Below are 26,293 nucleotides of genomic sequence, written 5' to 3'. Positions count from 1 at the left end.
TGGCGGGGATGATGAAAAGAACCGACATGCGCGGCTTCACGCTGATTGAGATTCTGGTTGCCATCGTTATTATCAGTCTGCTGTTGACCACCGTGTTTGGCGTTTTCAGCAGCGTCAGCGGGACGCAGGAGCGCCTTGAACGCGAGGCGGGAGAGCACCATCTGGCCCGCGTTCTGCTCGACCGGATCGGTCGCGAGTTACGCGGCGCTTACCTGAGCAACAATCGCCAGACGCTGTTCGCTGCCGGGAATGAAGAGGGGCGCCCCACCCTGACCTTCACCACCACAACTGACACCCCCTACGGTGACACCCGGGCCGGGCTGGCGATCGTCCGTTATCGGCTGGAGGGCGCGGTGCCGGAGGCAGAGACAGGATTGACACTGCTGCGCGGCGAACGGCAACTTTTTTCGGAACATGAGGAATTTGCCCGTGAGCATCGGTTGACCGACACGCTCCGTAAATTTGAATTGCGCTATTATGATCGGGGCCGCTGGGACACCGAATGGCCTGCTGAAAAACGCGCGCTGCCCCAACTGGTCGAGGTCACCTTGACCCTTGGCAGCGCCGCTGCCGAGACCGTCTTTCGCACGGCGTGCGAACTGCCGGCCACGCGGAGGTCGCCGTGACCGGAGTGGTGCACAACGAACGCGGCATGGTTCTGCTGCTGGTGCTGCTGATCGTGGCGCTGCTGACTGCCCTGGTGATCGACTTTTCCGCTTCGACACTGGTCGACCTGCGCCTGGCGGAAACCCATCGCGACAGCACCCAGGCCTACTATCTGGCCAAGGGGGGGATCAATGTCGGTCGCATGTTACTGCAGGAAGACCGCAACAACTTTGATGCCCGCAGTGAAATGTGGGGGCAGGGGCTGGACGAGTACCCGGTCGATGACAATGCGGCGATCACCATCAAAATTGACGATCTGGATGGCCGCATTGCCTGCAACCGCTTGATGATGACGAATAACAATATCGACGTGGAACTCAAGCAGCGGCTGCAGCGGCTGTTTCAGCGCGTGCTCGAAATTTCCGCGGACGAGGCACTGGAACTGGTCAATAATTTGCGCGACTGGCTGGATCCGGATGATGACGGCGATGCCGAGTCAAACTATTATCTGCGCCTTGAACCGCCCTATCGCGCCAAGAACGGGGCGCTCGACACGTTCAATGAACTGGTCATGGTGAAGGGCTTTGATGCGCAGCGGGTTGCCAGGCTGGAACCACACCTGAGTGCCTTCGGCGGTCCCGGCACGAATATCAACACCGCCAGTGCCGAGGTGATTCAAGCGCTGGCGGAAGAGATCGACCAGGCCGCTGCCGAGGCCATCATCGACTACCGCACATCAACGCCGATCAAGGCGATCAAGGAACTTGAGGGCGTCGCCGGATTGAACGATGCTTATCCGGCCCTGAGTACCAAAGCAACGGCGTTGACGGCACCGCTGATAGTGAAAAGTGAACATTACCGGATTCGCACCGCGGCTTATGTCAATGAAGGCACCCGGCGACTTGAAGCCCTGGTCACAAAAACTGGCAACCAACTGCATTACCTGAAGATTCTGTAGGAAGCGATTTATGGCTAAACGCTACATCGGCATCGACCTGGACGGCACGCGACTCAGTTACGCGGCCTTAACGCTCGACCAGGGGCGCTTGCGACTCACGGCAACCGCACAGCAGGAATTAACTGCGACCGAGCAGCTTGGCCCGGCACTGCGGGAACTCCTTGGTGATGATCCCGCCTACAGCGACCGCCTTGCGGCCTGTCTGCCTGCGTCACAGGCGTTGATCCGCACCCTTGACTTCCCCTTCGCCGACGCAAAAAAAATCACCGCCGCTCTCCCCTTTGAATTCAGCACACAATTGCCGATTGATCTCGGTGCGTACGAAGTGATTGCACTCCCCGCCACACGCAGTGCTGGCGGTCATCAGGTCACCGCCGCCGCCGTTGCCGCCGAGGCTTTGAGTGCGGCGCTCGCTCCATTTGACGATGCGGGGTTGCCGCTCCATATCCTTGATCTGTCTCCCTTTGCCTATGCCGCCGGACTACGCCTCAAAGAGGCGTCAGTGCTGGTTGATATCCGCGCGACAGAATTCACCGTCGCGGCAATCAGTGACGGACGGGTAAGCGCACAGCGCACCCGCAAAATCACCAATCAACTCGCCGCAGACGCTCTGGCGCAGCACATCATCGGTGAATGTCGTCTGCTTGGCGCTGCCGACGAGTGGCCCCTGGTGCTGCTTGGGACGCAGGGGGACAGATTAATCACGCCGCTCGCCCGCCACTGGCCGAAGGTCTGTCTGGCTGACCCGCTGCCGGGAACAACCATTGAACCGGAGTTCCTGGCCACCGTCACCCTGGCCGTGCGTGCCTGGCGCGAAAAGAGTGCGACCGGATTTAACTTTCGCCGGGGAAACTTTGCCCTGCGTGGCGAGTGGCAAAGTTTCAAACGCCGCCTGCTCGGACTCGGCGCACTGGCGCTGCTGGCTCTTCTCTGTTTCTCTGTTTCAGCCTGGATTAACCACGAGCGCCGCGCGGCGCGTGCCGAACAACTGCACAACAACATGGTCAGCGCATATTTCGCCCTCTTTCCCGGTGCGCAGACAGTTATCGATGTGCCGCTGCAACTCTCCGCCAAAATTGATGAACTACGCAACCATCCCCTGCTGGCAATCGATCGGGATGATGCCTCCGTTTTAAAAACGCTGCGTGAAATTTCCGCGCGCACCCCCAATGAGCTGGCAATTACCCTGCGCGCGCTGGAGTTCGAACCTGGCACCACCCGCCTTGAAGGACGCACCTCCTCCTTTGACGCAATCAACCGCTTTGCTGCCGGGCTGGGCCAATCGCCGTTATTCAGCACAGCTCGAATCGACGACGCAAAGATGAGCGCCGATGGCCGTCAGGTCGATTTTCGTCTCCTCCTGCTTACGGCGCAAGGGGGTGTACAATGATCAATCACCTCAGACAACTCAGCCAGCGCGACCGCATGGCGTTGATTATCCTCGGCACAGTTGTCGCTCTGACCCTGATCTACCTCATGATCATCGAACCATACCGCAGTTCGATCGCCACCCTGGACCGCAAAATTGCGGCGCGGGAGATGCAGACACTGCGCATCACGGAACTGGCCACCGAGTACACAACGCTGCGCCAAAAGCTTACGGAAGTTGAAAAAAAACTCGCACAAAATCGTGATTTTTCGCTCTTCTCGTTTGTTGAGAAACTGGTCGACCGGATCGCCGGTCGGGAAAATCTGGTCTATATGCGACCGCAACCGCCGGTTGAGCTCAACGGGGTCAAGGAAGAAACGGTCGCCATTAAACTGGAAAAGCTGCGTTTTGATCAGTTTACTACGCTCCTTTATCGCATTGAAACCGCCGACGCACCCTTGCAGGTCAAGAATCTGCGCCTGAAATCGCGCTTCGATGACGCAACCCTGCTCGACGGAGTGTTGACTGTCGCGGCTTACGGAAAGACGCCATGAAACCCAGCTGGCCCCAATTCACGCGGCGCAAAAACGGCCGCAAAACATTCATCGGTCGCTTCGGTAATCACCTGCTGGCGCTGCTGATCTTGTTGCTTGCCGTCCTTTGTGGATTTTTTCTGTTCTTCCCGGACCGGGCGCTCCAGCAGCGTTTTGAGCAGGAGCTGAGCGTACAGCTCGGCGCGCCGGTGAAAACGGAAAGTGTCATCCTGTCTTTTCCAGGATATCTTCAGATTCACCACTTGACGGTTACCGGAAGCGCGTTGCCCTTCACCATCGACACCCTGCAACTGAGTCCAATCTGGACCACCCTGTTGAGCGCCCGGCCAGGGCTGAACTTTACCCTCACCTCCGGCGGCGGCACAATTGCAGGGCAGATCGACTCAAGCCGACGCCTGCACGCCGAAATCGCAGCCCTGCCAGTAACCGTGCCGCTCCCCGGAATCGCCCCCCTGACCCTTGGTGGCACCCTCACGGGCAGCCTGCTTGACATGCTTCTTACCTTGACTCCTGACAGCGCAACCCGGGCGGAACTGACCATTGACGACCTGATCCTGACCGGACTGGAACAACTTACCGGTAAAAATGATCCTCTCGTGCTGGGGCGTTTGAGCATCGGCATCAAAGGGACCGAGAACAACTACCGCGTGGAACAGCTGCAACTTGCCGGGGGTGCCATTACCGCCGACGGAGTGATGACTGTGACCCCGCTGTCTCCGCCAGCTGCGAGCCGCCTCAACGGCAATCTGACCCTCCACCCGACAGATCAGCTCTCCCCCGAGCTTGCGGCATTGCTGCCACTTCTCGGCAAAGCAAATCGTAACGGTGACTACCGCCTGCGCCTGACCGGAACCGTCGCCTCACCGCGGCTGCATTAGTGTCGACAATACCCCACATCCTTCTGAGCATTCTTTTCCTTATCGGCGGCACCCCGACCCTTGCCGCCGCTGACCTGTTGACTCCGCTTGCCAGCGGTAACCGCGCCCCCCTTGCGTCCATTTATGGACTCCCGACCCGCCCGAACGACGTAGCGGGAGAACCGGGGCAGTGGCGCTTCACTCTTGACAACAGCCTGGCCAGCAATCATCTTGACGTTCAGACTGCCAATCATGCCCTGCTGCTCGATGGCGAAAGCTGGCGCACTGAAATGCGCTTTACTTACAGTTACAGCCAACATATCACGGTTGCTTCGACCCTCCCTTTCATCGTTCACAGCGGCGGGTTTCTCGACAGTTTTATCATCGACTGGCACAAAACCTTCGGGTTACCACAAGGGGGGCGAGATACCGCACCGCGCAACCGCATTCTTTATCGCTATAGCGAGGATGGACACAACCAGGTCTTGCTTGATAAAAGCGCCCGCGGAATCGGTGACCTGCAACTGGAAGCAAGCTGGAAACCGCCATCCGGCGGAACATTTCGCTACCATCTGTTGCTGAAGTTGCCGACCGGTGACCCGGACCGGCTCCTTGGCAGCGGTGCCACCGACCTGAGCCTGTGGCTGGAACGGCTGGCCTGTTTTGACACCTCATCCGGGCGATTCAGCCTGAGCGCCAGTTTTGGCGCGAGCTGGCTGGGGCACGGTAAAGTACTGCCGTCCCGCCAACGGCGCACGGTCCTTTGCGCGCGGCTGAACAGTGGCTGGCAGCCTTACCCCTGGCTGGCGGCGCAGCTCTGTCTTGAAGGTCACAGCGCCCTTTATCGGGGCACCGGACTGCAAGAGCTGGATGATCCAGCGTTAACCCTGACCGGTGGGTTCAGCCTCCGGCCAGCGGGCAAATGGATCGTTGAGCTCGCGTTGAGTGAAGATCTTGCTGTGGGGGGATCGCCCGACGTTGTTTTTCAACTCAACCTGCACCGGTCATTCTGAGCAGATTGGTAATCTCCTGCCAATATGATAATAGTTGTGAGACGGTTGCTAGCACCCTGTAACCCATAGGATTTCGAGGGATTGCGCAGGGCTTTGACATGTCAGCAAGGCGCGATTTCTGTTGCCGGCCGTAGCCAAGCAGCTGAAATCGGAACGAAGCTGACGTGGCAAAGAACAAGCAAGATGCGAAAGATTATGGGTAACAGGGTGCTACCCCTTGATTGCAGGCAAGGGGATGATTACCTTGCTGTGAATTTCATTATAAGGAGTAATGTTGATGACGGATGAACCCCGCGACGAACCACTCGAACCACACGTCGACTCTGACTATCGCAATGATAATCCGCCGGAATCATCGTCAGAGGGGGGGCTGGTACTCGCCTCCAATCTGCTTCCACGGCGCTTGCCGATCATCCCCCTGCGTCCGCGACCGGCTTTTCCGGCGGTGTTAATTCCTCTGGCGGCGAATGGTCCTGAACAAATCCTTGCTTTCGATCATGCCCATGAACATAACAACGACACAATCGGCCTGATCATGGCACGCGATTTCGACAGTGAGGACTCTCCGGACAATCTCTATCAGGTCGGGGTTGCTGCCAAGATCGTCAAGGTGATTCACCGCGATGAAAACACCGCGCATTTTCTGGTCAACACCCTGGAACGGTTCCGCACTGAAAGGTTGACCGAGACCCAACGCGGACTGGTGGCCGAAGTGGTCTATGACAACAGTGCCGAGCTCTCCGACAACCCGGAACTCAAAGCCTACTCGATGGCGATCATCAGCACCCTCAAGGAACTGGTGCAAACCAATCCGCTCTACTCTGAAGAGATCAAGCTGTTCCTCAACCGCTCAAGCATGGACGACCCCGGTCGGCTGGCCGATTTTGCCGCCAACCTGACCTCGGCAGACGGTCCGGAACTGCAACGTATTCTGGAGACCTTCGACGTCCGGCGCCGCATCGACCTGGTCTTGGTGTTGCTGAAGAAGGAACTGGAGGTGTCGCGGTTACAGACCAAAATCAACCGCCAGATCGAAGAGGAAATATCTGAACACCAGCGTGAATTCTTTCTCCGCGAACAACTCAAAGCGATCAAAAAGGAACTCGGGCTGGAAAAGGAGGGGAAGACCGCCGAGCTGGAAAAATTTCAGCGGCGTCTGGCCGAGCTTACATTGAACGAGGAAGCGCAACGGGCGGTTGACGATGAGCTGGAAAAACTGCAACTGATCGAACCGTCTTCGCCGGAATATAATGTCAGCCGCAACTACCTCGATTGGCTGACGATCCTGCCGTGGGGTAAATTCAGCAAGGATTCGTTCCGCCTCGACCGCGCCCGCCGGGTGCTGGATCGCGATCATTACGGACTGCAGGATGTCAAGGAACGGATCCTTGAATTCATTGCCGTCGGCAAATTGAAAGGCGATATCTCCGGCTCGATCATCTGCCTGGTCGGACCGCCAGGGGTGGGTAAAACATCCGTTGGCAAAAGTATCGCAGCCGCCCTCAACCGCAAATTTTTCCGCTTTTCCCTTGGTGGCATGCGTGACGAAGCCGAGATCAAAGGGCATCGCCGAACTTATATCGGCGCGATGCCGGGGAAGTTTATCCAGGCGATGAAGAGCGCCGGAACAGCCAACCCGGTGTTGATGCTCGATGAAATCGACAAGATCGGGGCCTCTTTTCAAGGTGACCCGGCCTCCGCGCTTTTGGAGGTCCTTGACTCCGAACAAAATCACGCCTTTCGCGACCACTATCTCGACGTGCCGTTTGATCTGTCGAACGTCCTCTTCGTGGCCACCGCCAATCAGCTCGACACTATCCCGGCACCGCTCCTCGACCGCATGGAAATGATCCGCCTGTCCGGTTATATCCTTGAGGAGAAGCTGGAAATTGCCAAGCGCTATCTGATTCCAAAAGCGTTGACCGATCACGGCCTGGACAAAAAACAGATCGTCATTCGCAAAGCGGCACTGCGCGCGATCATTGACGGTTACGCCCGTGAAGCCGGGGTACGCAACCTGGAAAACCGGATCAAGAAGTTGATGCGCAAGGCGGCAATGGCGTTTGCCGAAGGGCGCAAGAACCAGGTGGTGATCGACAGAAAGGACATCGTTGAATACCTCGGCAAACCGGTCTTTACCGCGGATGATATTTTCAAACGCACCCCCGGGGTGGTCACCGGACTGGCCTGGACCAGTATGGGCGGTGTCACCTTGCAGATTGAGGCGACGGCGATGCCGAGCCAGGGGCAGGGGTTCAAGCAGACCGGCCAACTGGGCAAGGTGATGATCGAAAGCTCCCAGATTGCGTATTCCTATATCATGGCGCATCTTGGCTACTACAAGGTCGAAACCGATTATTTTGACAAGCATTTTGTCCACCTGCATGTCCCTGCGGGAGCCACCCCGAAAGACGGTCCATCGGCCGGAATCACCATGACCACCGCACTGCTGTCGATGATCCTCAAACGACCCGTGATCGACAAACTCGGCATGACGGGTGAACTGACCCTCACCGGTCGCGTTCTGCCGATCGGCGGGATCAAGGAGAAAACGATTGCGGCGCGCCGCAGCGGGCTGAAAACACTGATTTTCCCGCACGACAACAAGGACTCTTTTGACGAGCTTCCGGATCATCTCAAAGATGGCCTGACCGCTCATTTTGTCAAAACTTATGACGATGTGTTTAAAATCGCATTTGAGAAACAAGGTGCCGATAAGCAGCGCAACGCAGACATATCTCTGAACCAACACCTGCTATCGTGATGACTGTAAACGGAAAGGTTTCAACCAATGACGCAGCAAGAACTCAGTGACGCGGTCATGACACTGTCGCTCGAAGACAAGAAAAAGTTTATCATCACCACCCTGCCCAACCTGGCGAAGGATGCCATGGAGGATCCGGGGTTTTTACTGGAACTGTTGCCGATCATGCTCGGCATCGTCAAGGACAGTGGTCTGGATCTGGCGCAATTAATGCCTCTGCTCGGGGGGATGTCACAAAAGACAGCGTCCGGCTCCGGCGAGTCGGGCGCTGTCCGTTGATCGTCTGCCACGCACTTTCATGGCTTCATTTCACGTTGACGAAAAATTGCGAAACTGCTAGCTTACTGGTCCATGCAGCCAGCCGCGGCCGACAACCGCGGCGTTTTTATTGATGCAGAAAGGTGTAACCATGCGTGTTCTTTCCGGTATTCAGCCTTCCGGATCACTCCATCTCGGCAATTACTTCGGCATGATGGAAAAGATGATCGACCACCAGGAGCATTCCGAACTTTTCTGTTTTATTGCCAATTACCATGCCCAGACATCGTTAAGTGACGGCAAGACGCTGGCGAAAGGGACCCTCGAAGCCGCAGCCAATTTTCTGGCGTTGGGGCTCGATCCGGAAAAGAGCGTCTTCTGGGTTCAGTCCGACGTCCCGGAAGTGCAGGAACTGGCCTGGCTGCTGTCGAATTTCACCCCGATGGGACTCCTGGAGCGTTGCCACAGCTACAAGGACAAAGTGACGCGCGGGATTGCTGCCAATCACGGTCTCTTTGCTTACCCGGTGCTGATGGCGGCGGATATCCTCCTCTATCAGAGTGACAAGGTACCGGTCGGCAAGGATCAGAAACAACACGTTGAGGTGACGCGTGACATTGCGATCAAATTCAACAACGAGTACGGGGATATCTTCACTCTTCCGGAACCGGAAATTGATGAGGAGGTCGCAACGGTGCCAGGGCTGGATGGACAGAAAATGAGCAAAAGCTACGGTAATACGATCGACTTGTTTCTGGAAGAGAAAGCCCTGCGCAAGCAGGTGATGCGGATCGTCACCGACCCGACTCCGGTGGAAGATCCAAAAAATCCGGACACCTGCAATATCTTCACCCTGTTCCGACTCTTTCTGGACAAGGAAGAGGAGCAGGTGTTGCGCGCTCGTTACCTGGCTGGGGGGCTCGCTTATGGCACCGTCAAAGAAGAATTATTTGCAACGATCCGCGACTTCTTTGCCCCCTTCACCGCCCGCCGCAACGCACTGCTGGCCGATCCTGACGGCATTCGGCAGATTCTCGCTCAGGGTGCCGAAAAAGCCCGCTATCACGCCAACAAGACGGTGCGCAAGGTGCGCAAAAAGACCGGACTGATTTACTGAAAAGGCGATTATTCGTGATCCTCGGCCTCACGCGTGAAGAGAATAAACGCCATCGAAGGACGTTTGCTCGACTCATGCATGGCAAACTGGATGTTTTCGAAATGCCATCCAGCGCGCGTGGAGTCATTGAGAATTTTTTCGAGCGTTTCGTCCGTTACCAGACTGGTTTCAACGACTTTATACGCTATCATTGTAGAGTCCCTTCGGTTGAATATTTTCTGTTTTTTGCGATGACAAATCTATGGCACTGGTTGGCAGCCCGAAAAAACTGGTGGAAGACATCGCCGACGGCTATTTCATGCTCTCCCCGCCGCTGTTGCGTCACTACAACCCCGTCGAGCTGAAAATCATTTTCGCCAATCTGGCCCTCGTCACCCGTTTGATCCGGGCCGAAAAAATCCCGCTTGAAGATATCATGGCGCTGAAAAAACGGAACATGAAACTTTCCCGCCTGCGTCAAACCGAGCAGATTATTCAAACCTATTGTCGGAAACACCGCATCCCCTGTTGAACCGAGCAACATCCTCGCCACCCACGATAAACCCCATAAGCGCGTTACCGAACCATTATTATCATATCATGCATTATTTACACGATAGTGTAAAACGCTATTTTATACACATCAAATGATATTTATTATCTTCCGTGATTATGTCAAAATTCAGTTACTTATTTCGATCTATCCTCGATAAATAGAGATTAAAATAAAATTATATATTGACAAGAAAATATAACGACGTATTATGTGGAAAAATTTCACACCAATATGAAGGATATTTTACCACCACAAAATTGGATTAATTACCACTTCGTTAACTGTTTTTGTTTCACCATTGGCCGAATTGTCTGCCTCGTTCCCAATCACCACCGGGTTCGCTGATATTGGTGCGCAGCTCAACGAAGTACTCACCAAAGAGAAAAGGAGTAACGCTATGGGACACGGACCCGCTGTGAAACTGGGCAAAGATAATGCGTCCAGCTACAAAACCAGGTTGGGCGTATGGATGTTTGTCGCTTACACCCTCTTTTATGCCAGCTTTGTCGCGCTCAACGCCATTAAGCCCTCAGTGATGGAAAAAGCTGTTATGGGGCAGACCGTTGCCATTGTTTTCGGCTTTGCGCTGATCGTCGTCGCGTTGATTATGGCTGTTATTTACAACCACTTCTGCACCGCCGCAGAAGAACGTTTTAACCGCTGAGGGAGCAAATACCATGATTTATACACAATCTCCATTGGCCATTGGCCTCTTTATATTCTTTGTTTTGTTCGTGCTCGCCCTGTCGTTCTACATGGCGCGCCGCACCACCTCTGCTTCCGGGTACTACGCCGCTGGCGGCAATATTCACTGGTTTACCAACGGCATCGCCTTTGCCGGTGACTACCTTTCAGCGGCATCGTTCCTCGGCATTTGCGGCATGATCGCCACCGCCGGATTCGATGGCTGGATGTACTCGATCGGTTATCTCGCCGGCTGGATCGTTGCCCTGTTTCTGGTTGCGGAACCGATGAAACGCCTCGGCAAGTACACCTTCACCGATGCCCTCGACTCCAAATTCAACTCTAAATCGATTCAGTTGACCGCCGCGATTTCTACGCTGCTGGTATCGATGTTTTACCTGATTCCGCAGATGGTCGGGGCCGGGGTGCTGGTCCAGCCGCTGCTCGGTCTGCCACACTGGGTCGGTGTCTGTATCGTCGGCATCGTTGTCACGATCATCGTTGCCACTGCCGGGATGGCCTCGACAACCTATGTGCAATTTTTCAAAGGCTCGCTATTGCTGATTCTGTCGACCGTTGTCGTTATCTCCACCTTGTCACGCGGCCTGTCGACCGAGCCGGTTAACAACGCTGCCGCCTATCACGATTTTAAAACCCTCGCGGCCAGTATCGCGGCCGATGGCAGTTTGCAAATCCCCGGTTATACGGCAGCAGCAGACTGGAAAACCAGCGCCTTCGGCAAAGCGGGCTTCGTCAAACTGACCAGCGATGGCGTCGAGTCGATCTGGCAACTCAACGACGCCGCGGCCGGTTACACCCTGGCGGAAACCCTCTACGTCAATGAATTCGAAGACGGCACCAAGCTTTACAACGGTGCGACAAAGGAAGATGGAAAATTTTTCCCGGTCGGCCACATCAAGGAACTGCGGGTCAATGGCCAGGAAGTCGCCACGACCGGGGCCATCGGCCCCCTTGCCTACCTCTCGGCCCTCAAGGATTCGACGATTGTGCTGTGGGGGAAGAAATATGTCAAATCCGGGGACAGCCTCTACACCGTCTACTATCAGAAGCCGACCCCTGGAGCGCGTGTGCTGCGCCCGGGTCTGAAATTCAAAGTTGACAACGCCACCCCCACGCAGACCTTCAACTTTATCTCGCTGATGCTCGCGCTGTTCTGTGGTACGGCGGCGTTACCGCACATCCTGATCCGTTACTACACTGTTCCGAGCCAGGCCGCTGCACGCAAGTCAACGATCGTTGCCATTGCGGCAATCGGTTTCTTCTACGTCCTCACCCTGTTCCTCGGCATGGGCGCCATGACCAGCGGCGTGATCAACCTGACCGACAACAACATGAGCGCGCCGCTGCTCGCCTTGTCGTTTGGAGTTGTCCTCTTTGCCGTCATCTCCTCGCTGGCGTTCGCGACCGTACTTGGCACCGTCTCAGGACTGATTGTGGCGGCGTCCGGGGCGGTGGCTCACGACATCATGGATAATTTCCTGGGCATGCACATGTCCGATTCCGGCAAGGTCCGCGCCGGCAAAATCGTCGCCATTGGCGTCGGCGTGGTTGCCATCTACCTGGGAATCGTCTTTGAAGGGATGAACGTTTCCTTCCTTGTCGGCTGGGCTTTCGCGTTAGCCGCCTCAGCTAACTTGCCGGCAATCCTGATGCTGCTGTTCTGGAAGAAGACCACGGCGCGAGGGATTGCGGCCTCGATTACCGTCGGCCTGACCTCGGCCCTCGGCCTGATCCTGCTCTCACCGGATATGTGGGTACGCTACGGTCTTCTGCCGCAGGATGCTCCGGTCGCATTTAACAGCCCGGCGCTGATCTCGATTCCGCTGAGCTTCATCGCGCTGGTTGTTGTCTCGCTGCTGACCCAGAAAGATGTCATCCCGGTTCAAGAGGGAGCGGAAGCCTAAACCGCTTGCCACCTCTTGCAACGTTTGCCATACTGTGGGGCCACCATTCTGGTGGCCCCACTTATTTTAACCACAAGGCCACATCATGAAACGGTTTAGCTTCACGCTGCTCGCTATTTGCCTGGTTTTACTCTATCTCGGTGGCACCGATCTCGCCCTTTTTCTGCGCAACCGGCAACCGCAGCAAGTTACTATTCAGCAACTTGAAAACAGCGGCGCACCACGTGAATGGCTGACCATTGACGGCGGATACATGAATCTCCTCGAAGCGATCAATATGACCGGCACAATTCAAATTGACTCGCTGCTCGTGCCGCTTACCGTCATTCCCGGCGGAAAATCATTCAAAGTTTTGTTCGAAACCCGTGATCCACAAATTCTTGAACTATGGACAACCTACCATTTCAAGCTTGACTCGACGCTGGAGAAAGACCGGTTTCTTGCTGAAAACCTGCGTGCTTTTCAGGCCCCCAAACGCTTGACCGGGCTCATCGCCGGGAATCTGGTCGCCACCAATAATCAGAACAAGCTGCTGAAACTTGCTCGCGATGTCGGCATGGACGTCGCCACCGATGCCATTTTTGTCAGTGAAGGGAAAAATCCCGGGCTGTGGCGCGGACTTTTCTTTGTCGTTGTGGGCTTGCTCGGGGCGCTGAAGGTTCTTTTGTCCAGGCGTTCGTCGCGCCCGCAAGCAGACCGTGCAACGCTCACTGATTGACTGCCGGAAAGGGTCTGGCATAACAAATTTTGCTGACAGGTTGGTGAGGCAATGCTCTACACCCCCCGCTACTGGTCCCTTTTTATTGCCAACCTGCTGACTGTTGCCAGCTTCGGGGCTTTTTTCCTGTTGCCACTTTTCGTCGTGGCACATGGTGGGTCCGAAGGGGATGTCGGGTTGACGATGGGAATCTTCGCCTGCGCGTCGGCACTTTGTCGCCCGTGGATTGCCGAGATGATCGATCGCTACGGACGGCGACGCAGCTATCTGGTCGGCGGCGCACTGATGACGTTTCTGCCCCTTTGCTACCTGCCCTTGCAGGGCAATCTCGCGGACTTTATAGTGCCGTTATTGATCTTGCGGGCGCTGCATGGTATCGGCCTGGCAATCTGCTTTACCGCCGTCTTTACCTTTGTGGCTGATGTTGTTCCGCATTCCCGCCTGAACGAGGGAGTTGGTATCTTTGGCATCTCCGGCTTGATCGGCATGGCAACGGGGCCATTCATTGCCGAAATCATTTTACGGCAATATGGCTTCGCGGCATTTTTTGTCGCGGCGGCGCTGTTGGCCGGGGTGGCCTGTTGCTGCATCTGGCCGCTGCCAGAAACTAAATCCGCCTCGCCTCACCTGGCAACGCAGTCTTTTTTTGAGCTCCTGCGTCAGCCGAAGCAAGCCACGGTTGGAGTCCTGTCACTCCTTTTCGGGTTCGGCCTTGCGGCATCGGGCAATTTTGTCGCGCCCCTGGCGCTGGAGCGCAACCTTGCCTTGGTTTCACTCTTCTTTATCGCCTACTCGTGTGCGGCAATTTTGGTGCGCATTGTGGCAGGGAGCTGGGCCGACCGCCTGGGCGAAAAGCAAATTCTGCCCTGGGCCTTGCTGGTTTTTGGCACGGGTCTGTTGTCGATGATCGCAGTACATAGCACGGGCATGCTCATCGGAGCCGGACTGATTGCCGGGCTCGGGCATGGGCTCCTCTTTCCGACCCTGAACGCCATGGCGGTACGTGATCAGCCGTATAATATGCGCGGCAAGGCAACCGCTATCTTCACCGGCGGGATTGATGGAGGCATCTTTGCCGGTTCATTGCTGCTTGGCTACATTGGCGAATTTGTTGGACTCAATATTTTATTTGCAATTGCCGGTGGAGCGTTTTTTCTCGGCTGGGGCATTCTGCGGCGCCATCAGTCCGCCTCCATCTGAGCGCATTCTGCTTGTGAAATCAGAAAATTCCGCTATAGTGAGCATTTATGTCCTTCACAATCCCCCAAGGAGACTTCCATGCAAGCAACCGACATTCAGGACGCCATCAAGCGTTCGATCCAAACCGAAAAAAACGCGATGAACTTTTACCAGCTGGCCGCCAGTCATATGACGAACGCCGACGCCAAAAAGTTGTTCGAACTGCTGGCGCGTGAAGAGCGCGAGCACGCTGAACAGTTTTTTTCAATCTATGAGGGAACTGACCTGCCATCGTTCGATGATTTTATCAAACAGCCAGCGTTGACTGATTCCAGCTGGATGAGTGAGCTGCTGGAAAACATTGACAGTAACTTCACGGAACGAAAAGCGATGAAGCTGGCGCTCGATAAAGAGCAAAAGCTCGAAGCAAGTCTTAAAGAGATGGCCGCGAAGATAACCGATGAGGCGGTCCGCTGCATTTATGAGAAAAATATCAAATCAACCCATAATCATTATGTTTTAATTGAATCTGAATATGCCCGTTTGATGGGAATGGTTCACGAAACTGACATCGACACGTTTGTTCGCGAATAAACAGGACAATGAGCCCCCCCAAAAAAAACGGGGGGGGGCTGCGGAAAATGTTGGTTCTTAGATGACTACCTTCAGTTTTGGTGAGTTTCAGGACAAAGTCGCCGCGACCGCCGGTGCGGCATTACGCGCCGGTGATCAATGTGCCGGCTTGGCACAATTGTTCAGCCTGACAGACAGCCTGCTGCAAACAAATCTTGCTGACGATGATGCGATTGCCTGCGGCCCCGGCTGTGGGGCATGTTGTGTGGTCAATGTCGCGGTTCTTTATCCTGAGGCGTTGCTCGTAGCGAATCACATTGACGCGATCGAGGAGCAAGAATCCAGCCATCGCGTGCAAGAAACGGTGTCAGAGCTGGCTGCGGCAATCCGCTGGCTGGACAGCGAGGAACGTTTGTTGCTGCACAAACCCTGTGCATTTCTGAACCCCGACGCAACCTGCTCTATCCACCCCTCGCGCCCCCTGCTGTGTCGCAGTGTCAGTTCGATCAATGCCGACCACTGCCGCGCAGCCACGCTAGTCACAACGCTCGGTGCCCCCCCGCTGATCCTGGCCAATCTTTTTCAGAAGCAGCTCTATGAAACGGCCTTTGCCGGGGTTGCGCAAGGGCTTGAGGCGGAGCAACAGCCAACCTGTTCCGGTAAACTGGCGATTGTTCTCGACGCGTTTTTGGCCGTTACAGCGGCACAACGAACGCCGGAAGTTTTCGTCAACAGCTGCCGCTACTAAGGATGTCAACCGCTCGCTCAGAACAATTTCCCGCCCAGACTGGCCATCGCCGCCAACAACAGACCGATCAGTAAAACAACCATCCCGTTGCGCAGCAAGGCGTATTTGCGGGTCAACCGAAATTTACCTAGATAGTAAATTTCATGCAGATAGGCATCGTACAACTGTTCCCGGCTGGCAATGGTTTCCTTGAAGGCGGCAACAAACTCATCCTCGGTAAGTTCACCAAATGAACGAAAATAAAAGAGGTTGGTCTTGTCAGTGACATGCCAGGGGGGAATAATTGCCAGGATCGAAAACAAAATACTGATCAGACCGGCGGTGACCAGGATCACGATAGTGAGCAACGCCAGATTTTCAAATTGTGCCAGCGCAACCGTAATGATCAACGATGAGGCGGTCATCACCATCGAAGCCTTAGCGTCGGCCATTTTGTTGAGCGTCATATGCTTTTCCAGATTGGCTCGCAAAGCATTGCTGGCGAGCAGGCGTGGCAGAATCGGTTCATCGGTTGGCGGACTGACATCGCTGTTCATGGTCCTTTCCTTTCACGCAAAAGAGGGATCAAGTGTGCTGAAACACAGTGCATTTTATAAGCAGCTGTGTTAACTATGAAGCCATGCGTCTGAATCTCAAACAACAAATCATGCTGACGCCAGCGCTGGTTTTACTGTTGCTGTCGTTGTTACTCGGTTTTCTTCAGTATTCCTACTGGAACCTCTCCGTCAAGCGCCAGGAAGCCAAAGATTTACGCACCTCGTTCATCGCCTTGACCGAGGCCGATATGGCCATGCAGCGCATTCACGCACTAATGACCCGTTTCAGCTCCCAGACGCTCCCTGATATCAGTCGTCTGGAAGAGATGGCGAGTCTCTACACCCACCTTGCCTCGGCACTCAACCGGCTCAGTACGACATCCTTCCTGACCGCCGCAGATCACCAGATAATCAACCAGGCGCGTGAACAACTGAACCCCGGCGCAGGATTTAACAGCGAACATTTTCGCAATGCCTATTCCGCCCTGTTCCCGATGCTGGCTGAGCTTTCCGCACGGTTACAGGAAAAACGTTCAAAGATCCAGGATGTTCATAACGATGATATTGAAGAAATGGTCGACCGCAGTGCGTTTCTGTCGATTATTGTCGTTGGCGGAGTCATTCTGCTCGGCATTTTCAGCTCGATTGTCTTTATCCGGCGTATTTTACGCCGTATCGAAGCTCTCACCACCAGCGCGACCAATATCGCGGCAGGGAACCTCACCCCGCCCCCGGCTCCGCAACAAATCAATGACGAACTTGACCAGTTGGCACTCTCAATCAATCTGATGACAGACAAGCTGATCCGCGTTGTCAGCACCGAAAAGCTGCTGGAGGGTGCGGAAGACGAACGCCGCCGTCTGGCTATGGACATCCACGATCAGACCCTGTCTGACCTCAGCGGTGTGCTACGCGGCATTCAGGAACTGCACGACGGGGCGACGTTGGCGGAAGAGCGCTCACGTCTGGAAAAGGATCTGATCAAGGCCATCGGCAACCTGCGTGAAGTGATGGACAACCTTCACCCGCAAACGCTCGATATCCTCGGTCTCGGCGCGGCGTTGCAATCGCACCTCGAACGCCATCTCGAAAAAGACGGGTTGCCGGAGTATCACCTCTACATCAGCGACGAAACTGCCCGTCCCAACTTGTCAAAGACGTCCCAATTGGCCATTTACCGCATTGCCGTCGAGGCGATTCATAACGTGATCAAGCATGCCCGTGCTTCCCGCTACGAAGTTCATCTTGCAAAACGCGGAGACGCCCTGCTCCTGGCCGTTGAGGACAACGGCGCCGGTTTTGATTACGACCAGGCACTGCTCAGTGGCGGACGCGGATTGTTCAATATTTGCGAGCGTGCGTACAACATCGGTGCAACAGTCCACTGGAGCCACGCGCGTTTCAGCAGCGGCAGCCGCTTTGAGCTGCTGGTACCGCAAGCCTTCCCCGCAGGAGAACCCCATGTCGCTGATTAATATCGTCATCGCCGAAGACAATCCCAAAGATCTCGAATTTCTGGAACGTCTACTCAAGCGCTGGCCGACACCACCCCGGGTTGAACACGCTTCTAACGGCGCGGTGGCACTGGAGTTGGCGCTGGCGCACGAGGTCCCGCTGGTGATCAGCGATATCCAGATGCCGGAGCTTAACGGTATCGATTTTGCCCACGCCCTCTGGGAAAAACGCCCGGCGGCACGGATAATTTTCTGGAGTCAGTTCAAGGATGAGATGTACGTGCGCGCGCTGGCGAAGAGTGTGCCGCCGGAAACCGTTTACGGCTATGTGCTCAAATCGAGCGACAAAGAGCGCATCGAAAATGCGGTGCGCACCGTCCTGCTCGACGAGCAGTGCTGGATTGACCCCGAAGTCCGCAAGATTCAGGGGCGCACCGGGCACTCCCAGACGGCACTCTCCGATATCGAATATGAGGCCTTGATCGATATCTCTCTCGGGTTGACGGACAATCTTATCGCCCAACGCCGCTATCTCTCGCGCCGCGGAGTACAGAGCCGCCTGAACAATCTCTACATCAAACTTGGCATCGACCAGGAACAGTTCATCACTGAAAAAGCCGGTGACGCCCTTAACCTGCGCAATCGGGCGGTGGCGGTTTCGCTGCACCGCGGCCTGATCAATGCTTTTGAACTCGCCCAGGAAGAAGCAGAATTACAGAGCTGGATTAAACGCTTTAAAACCACCCATCGTGCCAAGGAATAACCCTTCAGGCGCGTGAGACAAACCGCCCCTCGCGCGTGTCAACCTTGATGGTCTCCCCCGTTTCGAGATAACCGGGGACCTGGAGCGTCATCCCGGTTTCAAGAATCGCTTCCTTGGTTTGTGCCTGGGCGGTGGCATTTTTGATCGCCGGAGCGGTTTCTGTCACCATCAACTCAACGATCATCGGCGGCTCAACACTGACCACCCGACCCTCAAAAACACCGAGCATCAGATCGGTGCCATCGCGCAGATACCCCTTGACCGGGGCGAACATCTCTGCCCCGACCTCGTACTGCTCATAATTCTCAAGATCCATAAAAACCCCTCCATCGGCCTCGGCATAGAGAAACTGGCCTTTGCGTTTTTCAAAGTCAGCCTCGTCCAGCTTGTCTCCGGACTTGAATGCCCGTTCAAGGACCTGACCGGTCAGCAGGTTGCGATATTTGGTTTTAACCAGCGTATTCCCGCCTCGGGCGGAGGGTGACTGTTGATGGATATCGAGGATTAGACAAGGGGCCCCCTCGATCTGGATTACCAGACCACGCTTAAAATCGGCCGTTGTAATCATATCATTTCTCCTTGGTGGGCTGATTGGTAAATTTGCGCGCGAATGTAGCACAACGCCTGACAGCAAAGCAATCGGTCTCTTATATTTTCCATGACAGAAGAAGCGCTTTTATGCTTAAATGCGGTCCCTCAGTAATAATTCATGCGTCTTTCACATAACCGCTAAAGGAGAATTTAATGTACTCATGCGCCGACCTGAAAAAAGGTCTGAAAGTGATGATCGACGGGGAGCCGCACGTCGTCGTTCAGTTTGATTTCACCAAGCCGGGCAAGGGGCAGGCCCTCTACAAATGCAAACTACGCAACATGATTACCGGGTCGCTTTTTGACCGCACCTACCGCTCCGGTGAATCGTTTGAACCGGCCAGCCTGGATGAACGCGACATGCAGTTCCTGTATCAGGATGAAACCGGCTACGTTTTCATGGATCAGAAGAATTACGAGCAGATCGTTCTGACCGCGGACGTCCTGGGGGATGATAAATATTTTCTGGTCGACAACATGGAAGTCGAGATCCTGATGCACGGGGAGCGCGGCATCGGCATTACCTTGCCAAACTTCGTCACCCTCCGTGTCACCGAGTCAGACCCCTGGGTCAAGGGAGATACCGCCGCCGGCAACAACAAACCGGCAACCGTCGAAACCGGCTACACCCTGCAGGTTCCATCCTTTGTCGAACAAGGCACCCTGATTCAGATTGACACCAGGACCGGCGACTACGTCACCCGCGTCAAGGAATAAAACTTCAGCGGAAGCCCGGCGGAGAAAAGAGACCAACCAGGGTGTGCGTATGACAGAACCAAACTGGGCATTGGCCCGTAAACAGCGCCAGCTGGAACAGCGAGCCCGGATCATCCAGTCGATCCGGGCTTTCTTCATTGAACGTGATTTTCTCGAAGTAGACACGCCGCAGCGGATTCCCGCCAATGCCCCGGAACTGCACATCGACGCCATTGCCAGCGGTGAGCAGTGGTTACAAACCTCACCGGAACTGTGCATGAAACGGCTCCTGGCGGCAGGTCACAAGCGCCTTTTCCAGCTCTGTCACGTCTGGCGCGACGGGGAGCGGGGCGCCCGCCATCTGCCGGAATTCACCTTGCTTGAATGGTATCGCGCCGGGGTTGATTATCACCGCCTGATGACCGAATGCGAAGAACTTTTGGGGGCATTGATCCCGGCACAAAGTTTTACCTATCAGGGGCAGAAGATCGACTTGAGCCCGCCGTGGCCGCGCATGACCATCGCAGAGGCGTTTGCGCGGCACACCAGGATTTCGGTCGCGACCGCCTTGGCGACAGATCGCTTCGATGAGCTGTTGACCGAGCAGATCGAGCCCCAACTCGGTCCAGCACCGATCTTCCTGACGGAATATCCCGCGCCACTGGCGGCACTGGCACGTAAAAGTCCAGCCAACCCGCTGGTCGCGGAACGTTTTGAGCTCTACCTTGGCGGGCTGGAGCTGGCTAACGCCTTCTCTGAACTGACCGACCCTGGCGAACAACGCACCCGTTTTGAACGCGACGAAGCGCACCGCCGCGCGCTGGGAAAAGATCCCTGGCAAATTCCGGAAAAATTTCTGGGCGCGATGCAAACGATGCCCCCCTCGGCCGGCATTGCCCTCGGCGTTGACCGGCTGGTTATGCTCCTGACCGACAGTGCTACCATCGACCAGGTCGTCCCTTTTACCCCGGAGCAGTTGTAAATCAAAAAACGGAACATTTATTGCTAAGATAGATTACTGCTGCGATTGCAGATGATGATTCATGCAAGAATATGTGATTGGCGGGAGGAGGTTGATTATGGCGCGCCCATGCGATCTACAATGTGATTTTTTTCAAGCAACAAAAAAAGATTCCAAACTCGCCGAAATGGCCCAATTGTACTGTCGCGGCTCACTCGTCGAAGCCTGTCGGCGCCGTGAATTGTACCTGTCCGGAAACACCCCGCCCCAGGGAATGACCCCGAAAGGCTCCGGTACAGATGACTGATATTTTGCAAATCGCTGATAAATCGCGGAATTTATAATGGTCAAAACGCGGCAGCATGGCGATTTCACCTTGAACGAAAAGAGCCCGAGACGGATCATCACCGTTGCGGGCTCTTTCTGTTTCATTCTCACGGTTAACCGAAAGTTTTTAACCCTTGCCGTGCCTCGAGGCGGGCATTACTCTTGCGTTTTTTTCCAGTCCGCAAGAAATTTTTCGATGCCGATATCGGTCAGCGGGTGTTTGGCCAGCTGCTTGATCACGCCATAGGGAATTGTGCAGATATCCGCGCCGATCAGCCCGGCACTGAGGACATGTTGCGGTCCACGCACCGATGCGACGATGATCTCGGTGTCATAACCGTAATTGACAAAGAGTGCGCGGATCTGTTCGACCCCTTCCATGCCGTCGTGGCCGATGTCGTCGAGACGACCGACAAACGGTGACACATAGGTGGCCCCGGCTTTGGCAGCCAGCAACGCCTGGAGTGGCGAGAACACTAACGTCACATTAGTTTTGACCCCTTCGGCAGAAAAAATGCGCGTGGCCTTGAGCCCCGCTTCGGTCATCGGCAACTTGATGACGATCTGGCCGGGGGCCAGCTTCGCCAGCTCGCGCCCCTCCGCCACCATCCCTTCCGCATCGAGGGCAATCACCTCGGCGGAAATCGGGCCGGAGACGATCGTTGCAATCTCCCGAATAACTTCGTAAAAATCACGACCGCTCTTGGCGATCAGCGAAGGGTTGGTCGTTACGCCGTCAACCAGTCCCAGTTCATTAGCCGCGCGAATCTCGTCAACTTCGGCAGTATCGATAAAAAATTTCATTGGTCCTCCGCAAAAAAGCTTTTCAGTGGGTTTTCAGATAGGTATCACAACACTCTTTGGAACAGAAATAAATTTTCTTCCCCGCGACCGTAGCACTGATCGCCGCATCCGTCGGAATAAATGTTCCGCACTGCGGATCCTCGACCATCGGTTCCCCTTGGCGGGAGAGCGGACCCTGCGTGGCGGTTGACGGAGGCAGGACCGTGCGCAGCCATCTTTTTGCCAGTGAGTAAACGATCCAGGCCAATGCGCCAAAAATCAGTAATCGAATCATTTTGCTACCATATTGTCCGCAAGCGCTGGACTCCGGAGACGGGAAGTTTGTTTAATAATGAGGCGAACGTCTCGCCAGACACCGGATGCGGCCAATCCGGCACCAGGTCACACAACGGTTCCAAAACAAAACGGCGCTCATGCAACCGGGGGTGGGGCAGCTGCAAATCGGGCTCATTGAGTACCAGCGCATCATAACAGAGCAGATCAACATCAAGGGTGCGTGCTCCCCAGCGAATCTGGCGCTCACGACCGGCGCGCTGTTCAAGTTCCTGGCAACAGGCCAGTAACACCGCCGGGGGGAGTGATGTAACGACCAGCAACACCGCATTCAAATAATCCGGCTGATTCGGCGGTCCGCCAACCGCAGCGGTATTAAAGAGACCGGACGAACGGTCAAGGCGGATGCGCGGATGTGCTTCCAGATCCGCACGCGCCGCAACCAAATATGCTTCCCGGTCTCCAAGATTTGAGCCGAGGCCCAATAATGCCGTTATCATCATATCACCAGGGGCCAATTAAAGCACAGCCAGCAGCAGTCGTCAATTACCGCGACGGTTCCATCTTGAAATTAACCGATCCGGCTGCTATCTTCACGCAGAGAACAACTTCAGCTCTTCCCCCTTGGAAAATTTATGGTTTCCCCACGCCGCAACCGTTCATTAAAATACGCCTTCCGGCTGTCGTTACTGATTTTTTTCGGCCTCACCTTCAACCCGTGCGTCGCGCTTGGCAGCGAACCGCCAACACCAGCGCTGGAAATCGTTGTCGAACCAGACGCCTACTACTCAAATGTCGGATTTTTTGTGCCACTCACCGATGATCCGGTTCCCGACCTCAACGTTACGAATGAAATCGATATCTATCGTCAACTCCTCCTGACTTCGTGGCCGCCACATTTTTTTCTGCTCGAATTAAGCGTCGACCCACTGCCGATTCTCGGTGTCTACCTGAAAAAGAATCATCGTCGTCACTATGACAAAGGGAAGTTCGGCGACAGCAATCTGATTGAATCACTCACCGCCGGCTTCCAGGAACCGTATGCCCTGACCTTTTTTTTCGGCAACGTGGTAACCCTGGTTCGCCCCGGAGAAGAGCGCAAGGCAACCAACAAGGGCTATATGGGCTGGATGTTCAGTGTCGGCGACCAGCACATCAAAGACAATGAACTGATCAACGACAAATGGTTGCAGGTCGAGTGGAAGCTCAAAGGTGATCGCGAATTCGCCAACGTCATCCATCGCTGGAGCTTCCGCGTCGGCAGCACGCTGCATGAAAATCAAGGGATTGCAGATTCTGCCTACATCGGCATGCGGCGCAACAACCTCGACTTCGACAGCCCCGTTTTTGCGCTGCTCCCCAACAGTAACATCAACCTGCAAAGCGATTTTTCGCTGAACGATGGCCGCTTTATCCGTCAGGAAGTGACCATTGGCAAAAAATATCCGCTGAAAAACTTCGATCTCGGGCTCTCCCTCGACCTCGGTTTTATCTGGGAAAGTTCCGCCCGCTACAGCCTGCGTTACCGCGGCCCGAACGACTCCGAATACACCATCATTTTACGTCCGAACATTGAATTCTGATCAATTATAAGGATATTCTGCTTTTTAGTCGTGTCCCGATATTGTCAACGTTGGGACACGACTGGAAAATGCCATATAGCAAACAATACACACGCGAAAAGACGGGACCGGGGTCCCGTCTTTTTTTTTCGACTAGAAGGTAAATTAGAACTTTTTATTGAAATGCCAATTTCCGGTGCTATTGTTATTGCCGCCAGGTATCGGAAATAAATAAGAATTATTCATTTTTTCACACACATTATCTTTTGCTACTCCATTATTAATGTATATGAATATCTGGAATAGACGCTTTCTTGGCATAAGTCGTGAATTCGAAATATACAGAATATACAATTAGTGGCCGGTGCCCCGATAAAAAACTCGACCCACCTCATTCTGTTCAGTTAGAGAAGGGTCTCAACCAGGACGGAGGAAAATCATGAAACTGTCAGGCAAGATTATCGTTTCACTCGTACTGCTTGCATTCACTGCCAATCTGGCTTTGGCCATCGAAGGTGGCAATCCGAAAAAAGGGAAGTACCTGTTCAAAAAAAATTGCAAGGTATGTCATGAAGATGGTGCTGCCGGAGGCAAAATCACTCCATTGAGCAAGACCATGAAACAGTGGGATCGTTTTTTTGACAAAAAACAGCATGACCCGGCTGCATGGAAAGATATCGACGACAAGCAGATGAAAGATATCAATCAGTTTCTGTTCAACCATGCCAAGGATTCCGACCAGCCACAGACCTGTGGTTAATGTTTTCTATTTAGAAGGAGATTGACAATGACTAAACTGTTTGTTGTGTTGCTGGCGGTTCTGCTGGCATGCCCCGCTTCGCTGCTGGCGGCATCAAATGTTGACGATCTGCAGAAGAAACTTGATGCGTTGGTCGCCGAGATTGGGGACCTTAATGACCGTATCGATGCGAACGAGGTTCATACGGCGACTGACCGGATTACTTTTACCGGCGACCTGCGCACCAAGGCGGATTCTCTACACTATAAAAATATCACTTGGAGCCCCGGCGTAGCGGTTGATATGGATGATTTTTTTACTAATCTTTTCGCCGACAACTATGGTGCATTTAACCCGGAAAACCTTCCGCCAGGTATTCCTGTGAGTTCAACTGAACAGGCCTTTGCTGCTGTTGCTACCCACTACCCAGAGCTCTTTAGTCAGATCGGAACCATGATGGGTGCGTTTGGTGGTGGAGCCTCTGTTGGTGTAGGCTACATGCCGATGCTTTATCCCAAGCATGCAGTCTCTGACATCAATAATGATATTGCTTACACCACCCGCCTGCGTCTCAACATGAAAGCCAAAGTTTACGACAACGTTGATTTCTCTGGTCGTTTGGCAATGTATAAAGGGTGGGGCGATTCCACTGGCGTTAAGGTGTTTGATTCCTGGGATGCTTTTACTCAGGACGGTACTGATGGCGGTAACACCACCGGTGACTTCCTCCGGGTTGAGCGTGCCTACTTTAACTGGAAAGATATTGGCGGAACTCCATTTTATCTTTCAATTGGTCGTCGTCCTTCGACTTATGGCTCCCCCAGCCAGTATCGTGAAAACGAAATGCGCGGCGGGACTCCCTCGGGTCACCTGGTTCACTTCAACTTTGACGGCATCACTGTAGGTTACGACCTCGGCGATATTCTTGAGGGTATGAATATCCGCTTCTGCTACGGCCAGGGTTTTGAGTCGGAGCAGGGTAACGGTGAAATGTTTAACAATATCGTGACCAAGGACACGCATCTCGGTGGATTCAATATCGATATTCTTGCCGACGGCACCAACTTTATTCAGTTAACCGCCTTTGCAGCGCAGGATGTCAATGACGGGTTCAAGGGAACCTTTGCTTTCCCAACTGAATTTGCTCCACTCTTTGCTCCAACCATGAACCAGGACATGCAGAACTTCCCAAACATGAACTTTGTCACTCGTTATCAGCCTTCCACCGTTATCGGTGACATGAAGCTCATCGGTCTCGGGCTGGGCCGCGAAGAAGATAATGGTATCAAGTATTTCGCTTCGCTCGGCTATACTGAGCTGAAGTCCAATGGTAAAGCAGGTATGTTTGGCGGCATGGGTTCTGACAATGTCTATAAGGCGGTTGGTATTGACACCGATGGGGACAGTGTCAATGATAACTTCATGATGGTGCCAACCAACACAGTTGCTGATGATTCAGCTCAGGACGGTTACGGTGTCTATGTTGGTGTGCAGGTACCGGCACCGATGGGGAAGGTCGGTTTCGAATATAACTATGGCTCGAAATACTGGACTCCGTTCACCCAGGCGCAGGATGATATGCTTGGCAGCAAGCTGGCTGTACGGGGCGAAGTTTACGAAGCGTATTATATTTTTGATGTCAATCCGCGTATGTCGATCAAACTTGGCGGGCTGTTCTATGACTACGCGTATACCGGCAGTGGTTCGCCGGTTGGTGCGCCACAAAAAA

Annotated in this window: 29 protein-coding genes; 23 read left to right on the top strand and 6 right to left on the bottom strand. The window is 54.4% G+C overall.

Annotation, left to right across the window (positions count from 1 at the left end; all coding sequences use genetic code 11):
* The first annotated feature begins 8 nt into the window (after nucleotides 1–8).
* The 9 genes from K0A93_09415 to trpS all read left to right on the top strand — a co-directional run bounded on the left by K0A93_09415 (nucleotide 9) and on the right by trpS (nucleotide 9,496).
* Nucleotides 9–626, top strand: a complete 618-nt coding sequence (locus K0A93_09415) for a prepilin-type N-terminal cleavage/methylation domain-containing protein (protein MBW6512309.1) — start codon at nucleotides 9–11, stop codon at nucleotides 624–626.
* Entirely contained in the window at nucleotides 623–1,564 is a 942-nt protein-coding gene (gene gspK / locus K0A93_09410) for a type II secretion system minor pseudopilin GspK (protein ID MBW6512308.1), read from the top strand. Before K0A93_09415 ends, gspK begins: the two co-directional genes overlap by 4 nt.
* 10 nt (nucleotides 1,565–1,574) lie before the next feature.
* Nucleotides 1,575–2,954 carry a PilN domain-containing protein gene (locus K0A93_09405; protein MBW6512307.1) on the top strand — a complete coding sequence of 460 codons (1,380 nt, stop codon included), beginning with the start codon at nucleotides 1,575–1,577 and terminating at the stop codon, nucleotides 2,952–2,954.
* Nucleotides 2,951–3,487 (top strand): type II secretion system protein M, encoded by a 537-nt coding sequence (locus tag K0A93_09400; GenBank protein MBW6512306.1) that lies wholly within the window; start codon nucleotides 2,951–2,953, stop codon nucleotides 3,485–3,487. Before K0A93_09405 ends, K0A93_09400 begins: the two co-directional genes overlap by 4 nt.
* Nucleotides 3,484–4,365: a type II secretion system protein GspN gene (gene gspN, locus K0A93_09395; GenBank protein MBW6512305.1), complete on the top strand. Its 882-nt coding sequence runs from the start codon at nucleotides 3,484–3,486 to the stop codon at nucleotides 4,363–4,365. The genes K0A93_09400 and gspN overlap by 4 nt, the downstream gene beginning before the upstream one ends.
* Complete coding sequence (locus K0A93_09390; protein MBW6512304.1) at nucleotides 4,365–5,357, top strand: DUF3187 family protein; 993 nt, start codon at nucleotides 4,365–4,367, stop codon at nucleotides 5,355–5,357. Before gspN ends, K0A93_09390 begins: the two co-directional genes overlap by 1 nt.
* Nucleotides 5,358–5,634: 277 nt before the next feature.
* On the top strand, nucleotides 5,635–8,121 hold the full coding sequence (gene lon, locus K0A93_09385) for an endopeptidase La (protein MBW6512303.1): 2,487 nt from the start codon (nucleotides 5,635–5,637) through the stop codon (nucleotides 8,119–8,121).
* A gap of 27 nt (nucleotides 8,122–8,148) precedes the next feature.
* Entirely contained in the window at nucleotides 8,149–8,400 is a 252-nt protein-coding gene (locus tag K0A93_09380) for a hypothetical protein (protein MBW6512302.1), read from the top strand.
* Between the two features lie 130 nt (nucleotides 8,401–8,530).
* Nucleotides 8,531–9,496 carry a tryptophan--tRNA ligase gene (trpS, locus tag K0A93_09375; GenBank protein MBW6512301.1) on the top strand — a complete coding sequence of 322 codons (966 nt, stop codon included), beginning with the start codon at nucleotides 8,531–8,533 and terminating at the stop codon, nucleotides 9,494–9,496.
* 8 nt (nucleotides 9,497–9,504) lie between these two features.
* On the opposite strand, the gene K0A93_09370 is transcribed toward trpS, so the two are convergent.
* Nucleotides 9,505–9,687 carry a DUF4177 domain-containing protein gene (locus K0A93_09370; GenBank protein MBW6512300.1) on the bottom strand — a complete coding sequence of 61 codons (183 nt, stop codon included), beginning with the start codon at nucleotides 9,685–9,687 and terminating at the stop codon, nucleotides 9,505–9,507.
* 50 nt (nucleotides 9,688–9,737) lie between these two features.
* Here K0A93_09370 and K0A93_09365 point away from each other — a divergent pair, with 50 nt between their 5' ends.
* From K0A93_09365 to K0A93_09335, 7 genes are all read left to right on the top strand, one after another.
* Nucleotides 9,738–10,007: a hypothetical protein gene (locus tag K0A93_09365; GenBank protein MBW6512299.1), complete on the top strand. Its 270-nt coding sequence runs from the start codon at nucleotides 9,738–9,740 to the stop codon at nucleotides 10,005–10,007.
* Nucleotides 10,008–10,428: 421 nt separating this feature from the next.
* On the top strand, nucleotides 10,429–10,695 hold the full coding sequence (locus K0A93_09360) for a DUF485 domain-containing protein (GenBank protein ID MBW6512298.1): 267 nt from the start codon (nucleotides 10,429–10,431) through the stop codon (nucleotides 10,693–10,695).
* Between the two features lie 13 nt (nucleotides 10,696–10,708).
* Nucleotides 10,709–12,640, top strand: coding sequence for a cation acetate symporter (locus K0A93_09355; GenBank protein MBW6512297.1), 1,932 nt, complete (start codon nucleotides 10,709–10,711; stop codon nucleotides 12,638–12,640).
* Between the two features lie 85 nt (nucleotides 12,641–12,725).
* Nucleotides 12,726–13,358 carry a hypothetical protein gene (locus K0A93_09350; protein ID MBW6512296.1) on the top strand — a complete coding sequence of 211 codons (633 nt, stop codon included), beginning with the start codon at nucleotides 12,726–12,728 and terminating at the stop codon, nucleotides 13,356–13,358.
* 51 nt (nucleotides 13,359–13,409) lie between these two features.
* A complete protein-coding gene (locus K0A93_09345) occupies nucleotides 13,410–14,558 on the top strand; it encodes an MFS transporter (protein MBW6512295.1) in 1,149 nt (382 codons plus the stop codon).
* Between the two features lie 78 nt (nucleotides 14,559–14,636).
* A complete protein-coding gene (locus K0A93_09340; protein MBW6512294.1) occupies nucleotides 14,637–15,131 on the top strand; it encodes a ferritin family protein in 495 nt (164 codons plus the stop codon).
* A 61-nt stretch (nucleotides 15,132–15,192) separates the two neighbouring features.
* The gene (locus tag K0A93_09335; protein MBW6512293.1) at nucleotides 15,193–15,858 is read left to right on the top strand and encodes a YkgJ family cysteine cluster protein; all 666 of its coding nucleotides are present in this window, start codon (nucleotides 15,193–15,195) and stop codon (nucleotides 15,856–15,858) included.
* Nucleotides 15,859–15,875: 17 nt separating this feature from the next.
* Here K0A93_09335 and K0A93_09330 read toward each other — a convergent pair whose 3' ends face one another.
* On the bottom strand, nucleotides 15,876–16,394 hold the full coding sequence (locus K0A93_09330) for a hypothetical protein (GenBank protein MBW6512292.1): 519 nt from the start codon (nucleotides 16,392–16,394) through the stop codon (nucleotides 15,876–15,878).
* Between the two features lie 83 nt (nucleotides 16,395–16,477).
* Between K0A93_09330 and K0A93_09325 the strand changes: the two genes are divergently transcribed.
* Complete coding sequence (locus K0A93_09325; GenBank protein MBW6512291.1) at nucleotides 16,478–17,869, top strand: HAMP domain-containing protein; 1,392 nt, start codon at nucleotides 16,478–16,480, stop codon at nucleotides 17,867–17,869.
* Complete coding sequence (locus K0A93_09320; protein MBW6512290.1) at nucleotides 17,856–18,611, top strand: response regulator transcription factor; 756 nt, start codon at nucleotides 17,856–17,858, stop codon at nucleotides 18,609–18,611. The genes K0A93_09325 and K0A93_09320 overlap by 14 nt, the downstream gene beginning before the upstream one ends.
* Nucleotides 18,612–18,615: 4 nt before the next feature.
* Here K0A93_09320 and K0A93_09315 read toward each other — a convergent pair whose 3' ends face one another.
* Nucleotides 18,616–19,179 carry an elongation factor P gene (locus tag K0A93_09315; GenBank protein MBW6512289.1) on the bottom strand — a complete coding sequence of 188 codons (564 nt, stop codon included), beginning with the start codon at nucleotides 19,177–19,179 and terminating at the stop codon, nucleotides 18,616–18,618.
* Nucleotides 19,180–19,355: 176 nt separating this feature from the next.
* Between K0A93_09315 and efp the strand changes: the two genes are divergently transcribed.
* Complete coding sequence (gene efp, locus K0A93_09310; protein MBW6512288.1) at nucleotides 19,356–19,919, top strand: elongation factor P; 564 nt, start codon at nucleotides 19,356–19,358, stop codon at nucleotides 19,917–19,919.
* A gap of 49 nt (nucleotides 19,920–19,968) precedes the next feature.
* Nucleotides 19,969–20,880: an EF-P lysine aminoacylase GenX gene (gene genX / locus K0A93_09305; GenBank protein ID MBW6512287.1), complete on the top strand. Its 912-nt coding sequence runs from the start codon at nucleotides 19,969–19,971 to the stop codon at nucleotides 20,878–20,880.
* A 462-nt stretch (nucleotides 20,881–21,342) separates the two neighbouring features.
* Here genX and fsa read toward each other — a convergent pair whose 3' ends face one another.
* From fsa to folK, 3 genes are read right to left on the bottom strand one after another with little or no spacing between them, the layout of a single operon-like run.
* Complete coding sequence (gene fsa, locus K0A93_09300; protein MBW6512286.1) at nucleotides 21,343–21,990, bottom strand: fructose-6-phosphate aldolase; 648 nt, start codon at nucleotides 21,988–21,990, stop codon at nucleotides 21,343–21,345.
* A 22-nt stretch (nucleotides 21,991–22,012) separates the two neighbouring features.
* Entirely contained in the window at nucleotides 22,013–22,264 is a 252-nt protein-coding gene (locus K0A93_09295; protein MBW6512285.1) for a hypothetical protein, read from the bottom strand.
* Between the two features lie 4 nt (nucleotides 22,265–22,268).
* The gene (gene folK, locus K0A93_09290; GenBank protein MBW6512284.1) at nucleotides 22,269–22,763 is read right to left on the bottom strand and encodes a 2-amino-4-hydroxy-6-hydroxymethyldihydropteridine diphosphokinase; all 495 of its coding nucleotides are present in this window, start codon (nucleotides 22,761–22,763) and stop codon (nucleotides 22,269–22,271) included.
* A 135-nt stretch (nucleotides 22,764–22,898) separates the two neighbouring features.
* Between folK and K0A93_09285 the strand changes: the two genes are divergently transcribed.
* The 3 genes from K0A93_09285 to K0A93_09275 all read left to right on the top strand — a co-directional run.
* Nucleotides 22,899–23,846: a hypothetical protein gene (locus tag K0A93_09285; GenBank protein ID MBW6512283.1), complete on the top strand. Its 948-nt coding sequence runs from the start codon at nucleotides 22,899–22,901 to the stop codon at nucleotides 23,844–23,846.
* A gap of 418 nt (nucleotides 23,847–24,264) precedes the next feature.
* On the top strand, nucleotides 24,265–24,585 hold the full coding sequence (locus tag K0A93_09280) for a cytochrome c (protein MBW6512282.1): 321 nt from the start codon (nucleotides 24,265–24,267) through the stop codon (nucleotides 24,583–24,585).
* Between the two features lie 282 nt (nucleotides 24,586–24,867).
* Nucleotides 24,868–26,293 (top strand): DUF3373 domain-containing protein (locus tag K0A93_09275; GenBank protein MBW6512281.1); only part of this gene is annotated, 1,426 nt, incomplete at its 3' end.

This window comes from Desulfuromonadaceae bacterium (assembly GCA_019429445.1).
GTDB lineage: Bacteria > Desulfobacterota > Desulfuromonadia > Desulfuromonadales > JAHYIW01 > JAHYIW01.
Note: the sequence above shows the minus strand (reverse complement) of the source record. Positions and strands in the feature narration are given on the sequence as shown.

Excerpts from the sequence above, each read along its gene's own strand:
- K0A93_09415 (MBW6512309.1), top strand. The coding sequence starts at position 9 with ATGATGAAAAGAACCGACATGCGCGGCTTCACGCTGATTGAGATTCTG.
- K0A93_09405 (MBW6512307.1), top strand. The coding sequence starts at position 1,575 with ATGGCTAAACGCTACATCGGCATCGACCTGGACGGCACGCGACTCAGT.
- K0A93_09400 (MBW6512306.1), top strand. The coding sequence starts at position 2,951 with ATGATCAATCACCTCAGACAACTCAGCCAGCGCGACCGCATGGCGTTG.
- gspN (MBW6512305.1), top strand. The coding sequence starts at position 3,484 with ATGAAACCCAGCTGGCCCCAATTCACGCGGCGCAAAAACGGCCGCAAA.
- lon (MBW6512303.1), top strand. The coding sequence starts at position 5,635 with ATGACGGATGAACCCCGCGACGAACCACTCGAACCACACGTCGACTCT.
- K0A93_09380 (MBW6512302.1), top strand. The coding sequence starts at position 8,149 with ATGACGCAGCAAGAACTCAGTGACGCGGTCATGACACTGTCGCTCGAA.
- trpS (MBW6512301.1), top strand. The coding sequence starts at position 8,531 with ATGCGTGTTCTTTCCGGTATTCAGCCTTCCGGATCACTCCATCTCGGC.
- K0A93_09370 (MBW6512300.1), bottom strand. The coding sequence starts at position 9,687 with ATGATAGCGTATAAAGTCGTTGAAACCAGTCTGGTAACGGACGAAACG.
- K0A93_09365 (MBW6512299.1), top strand. The coding sequence starts at position 9,738 with ATGGCACTGGTTGGCAGCCCGAAAAAACTGGTGGAAGACATCGCCGAC.
- K0A93_09360 (MBW6512298.1), top strand. The coding sequence starts at position 10,429 with ATGGGACACGGACCCGCTGTGAAACTGGGCAAAGATAATGCGTCCAGC.
- K0A93_09355 (MBW6512297.1), top strand. The coding sequence starts at position 10,709 with ATGATTTATACACAATCTCCATTGGCCATTGGCCTCTTTATATTCTTT.
- K0A93_09350 (MBW6512296.1), top strand. The coding sequence starts at position 12,726 with ATGAAACGGTTTAGCTTCACGCTGCTCGCTATTTGCCTGGTTTTACTC.
- K0A93_09345 (MBW6512295.1), top strand. The coding sequence starts at position 13,410 with ATGCTCTACACCCCCCGCTACTGGTCCCTTTTTATTGCCAACCTGCTG.
- K0A93_09340 (MBW6512294.1), top strand. The coding sequence starts at position 14,637 with ATGCAAGCAACCGACATTCAGGACGCCATCAAGCGTTCGATCCAAACC.
- K0A93_09335 (MBW6512293.1), top strand. The coding sequence starts at position 15,193 with ATGACTACCTTCAGTTTTGGTGAGTTTCAGGACAAAGTCGCCGCGACC.
- K0A93_09330 (MBW6512292.1), bottom strand. The coding sequence starts at position 16,394 with ATGAACAGCGATGTCAGTCCGCCAACCGATGAACCGATTCTGCCACGC.
- K0A93_09325 (MBW6512291.1), top strand. The coding sequence starts at position 16,478 with ATGCGTCTGAATCTCAAACAACAAATCATGCTGACGCCAGCGCTGGTT.
- K0A93_09320 (MBW6512290.1), top strand. The coding sequence starts at position 17,856 with ATGTCGCTGATTAATATCGTCATCGCCGAAGACAATCCCAAAGATCTC.
- K0A93_09315 (MBW6512289.1), bottom strand. The coding sequence starts at position 19,179 with ATGATTACAACGGCCGATTTTAAGCGTGGTCTGGTAATCCAGATCGAG.
- efp (MBW6512288.1), top strand. The coding sequence starts at position 19,356 with ATGTACTCATGCGCCGACCTGAAAAAAGGTCTGAAAGTGATGATCGAC.
- genX (MBW6512287.1), top strand. The coding sequence starts at position 19,969 with ATGACAGAACCAAACTGGGCATTGGCCCGTAAACAGCGCCAGCTGGAA.
- fsa (MBW6512286.1), bottom strand. The coding sequence starts at position 21,990 with ATGAAATTTTTTATCGATACTGCCGAAGTTGACGAGATTCGCGCGGCT.
- K0A93_09295 (MBW6512285.1), bottom strand. The coding sequence starts at position 22,264 with ATGATTCGATTACTGATTTTTGGCGCATTGGCCTGGATCGTTTACTCA.
- folK (MBW6512284.1), bottom strand. The coding sequence starts at position 22,763 with ATGATAACGGCATTATTGGGCCTCGGCTCAAATCTTGGAGACCGGGAA.
- K0A93_09285 (MBW6512283.1), top strand. The coding sequence starts at position 22,899 with ATGGTTTCCCCACGCCGCAACCGTTCATTAAAATACGCCTTCCGGCTG.
- K0A93_09280 (MBW6512282.1), top strand. The coding sequence starts at position 24,265 with ATGAAACTGTCAGGCAAGATTATCGTTTCACTCGTACTGCTTGCATTC.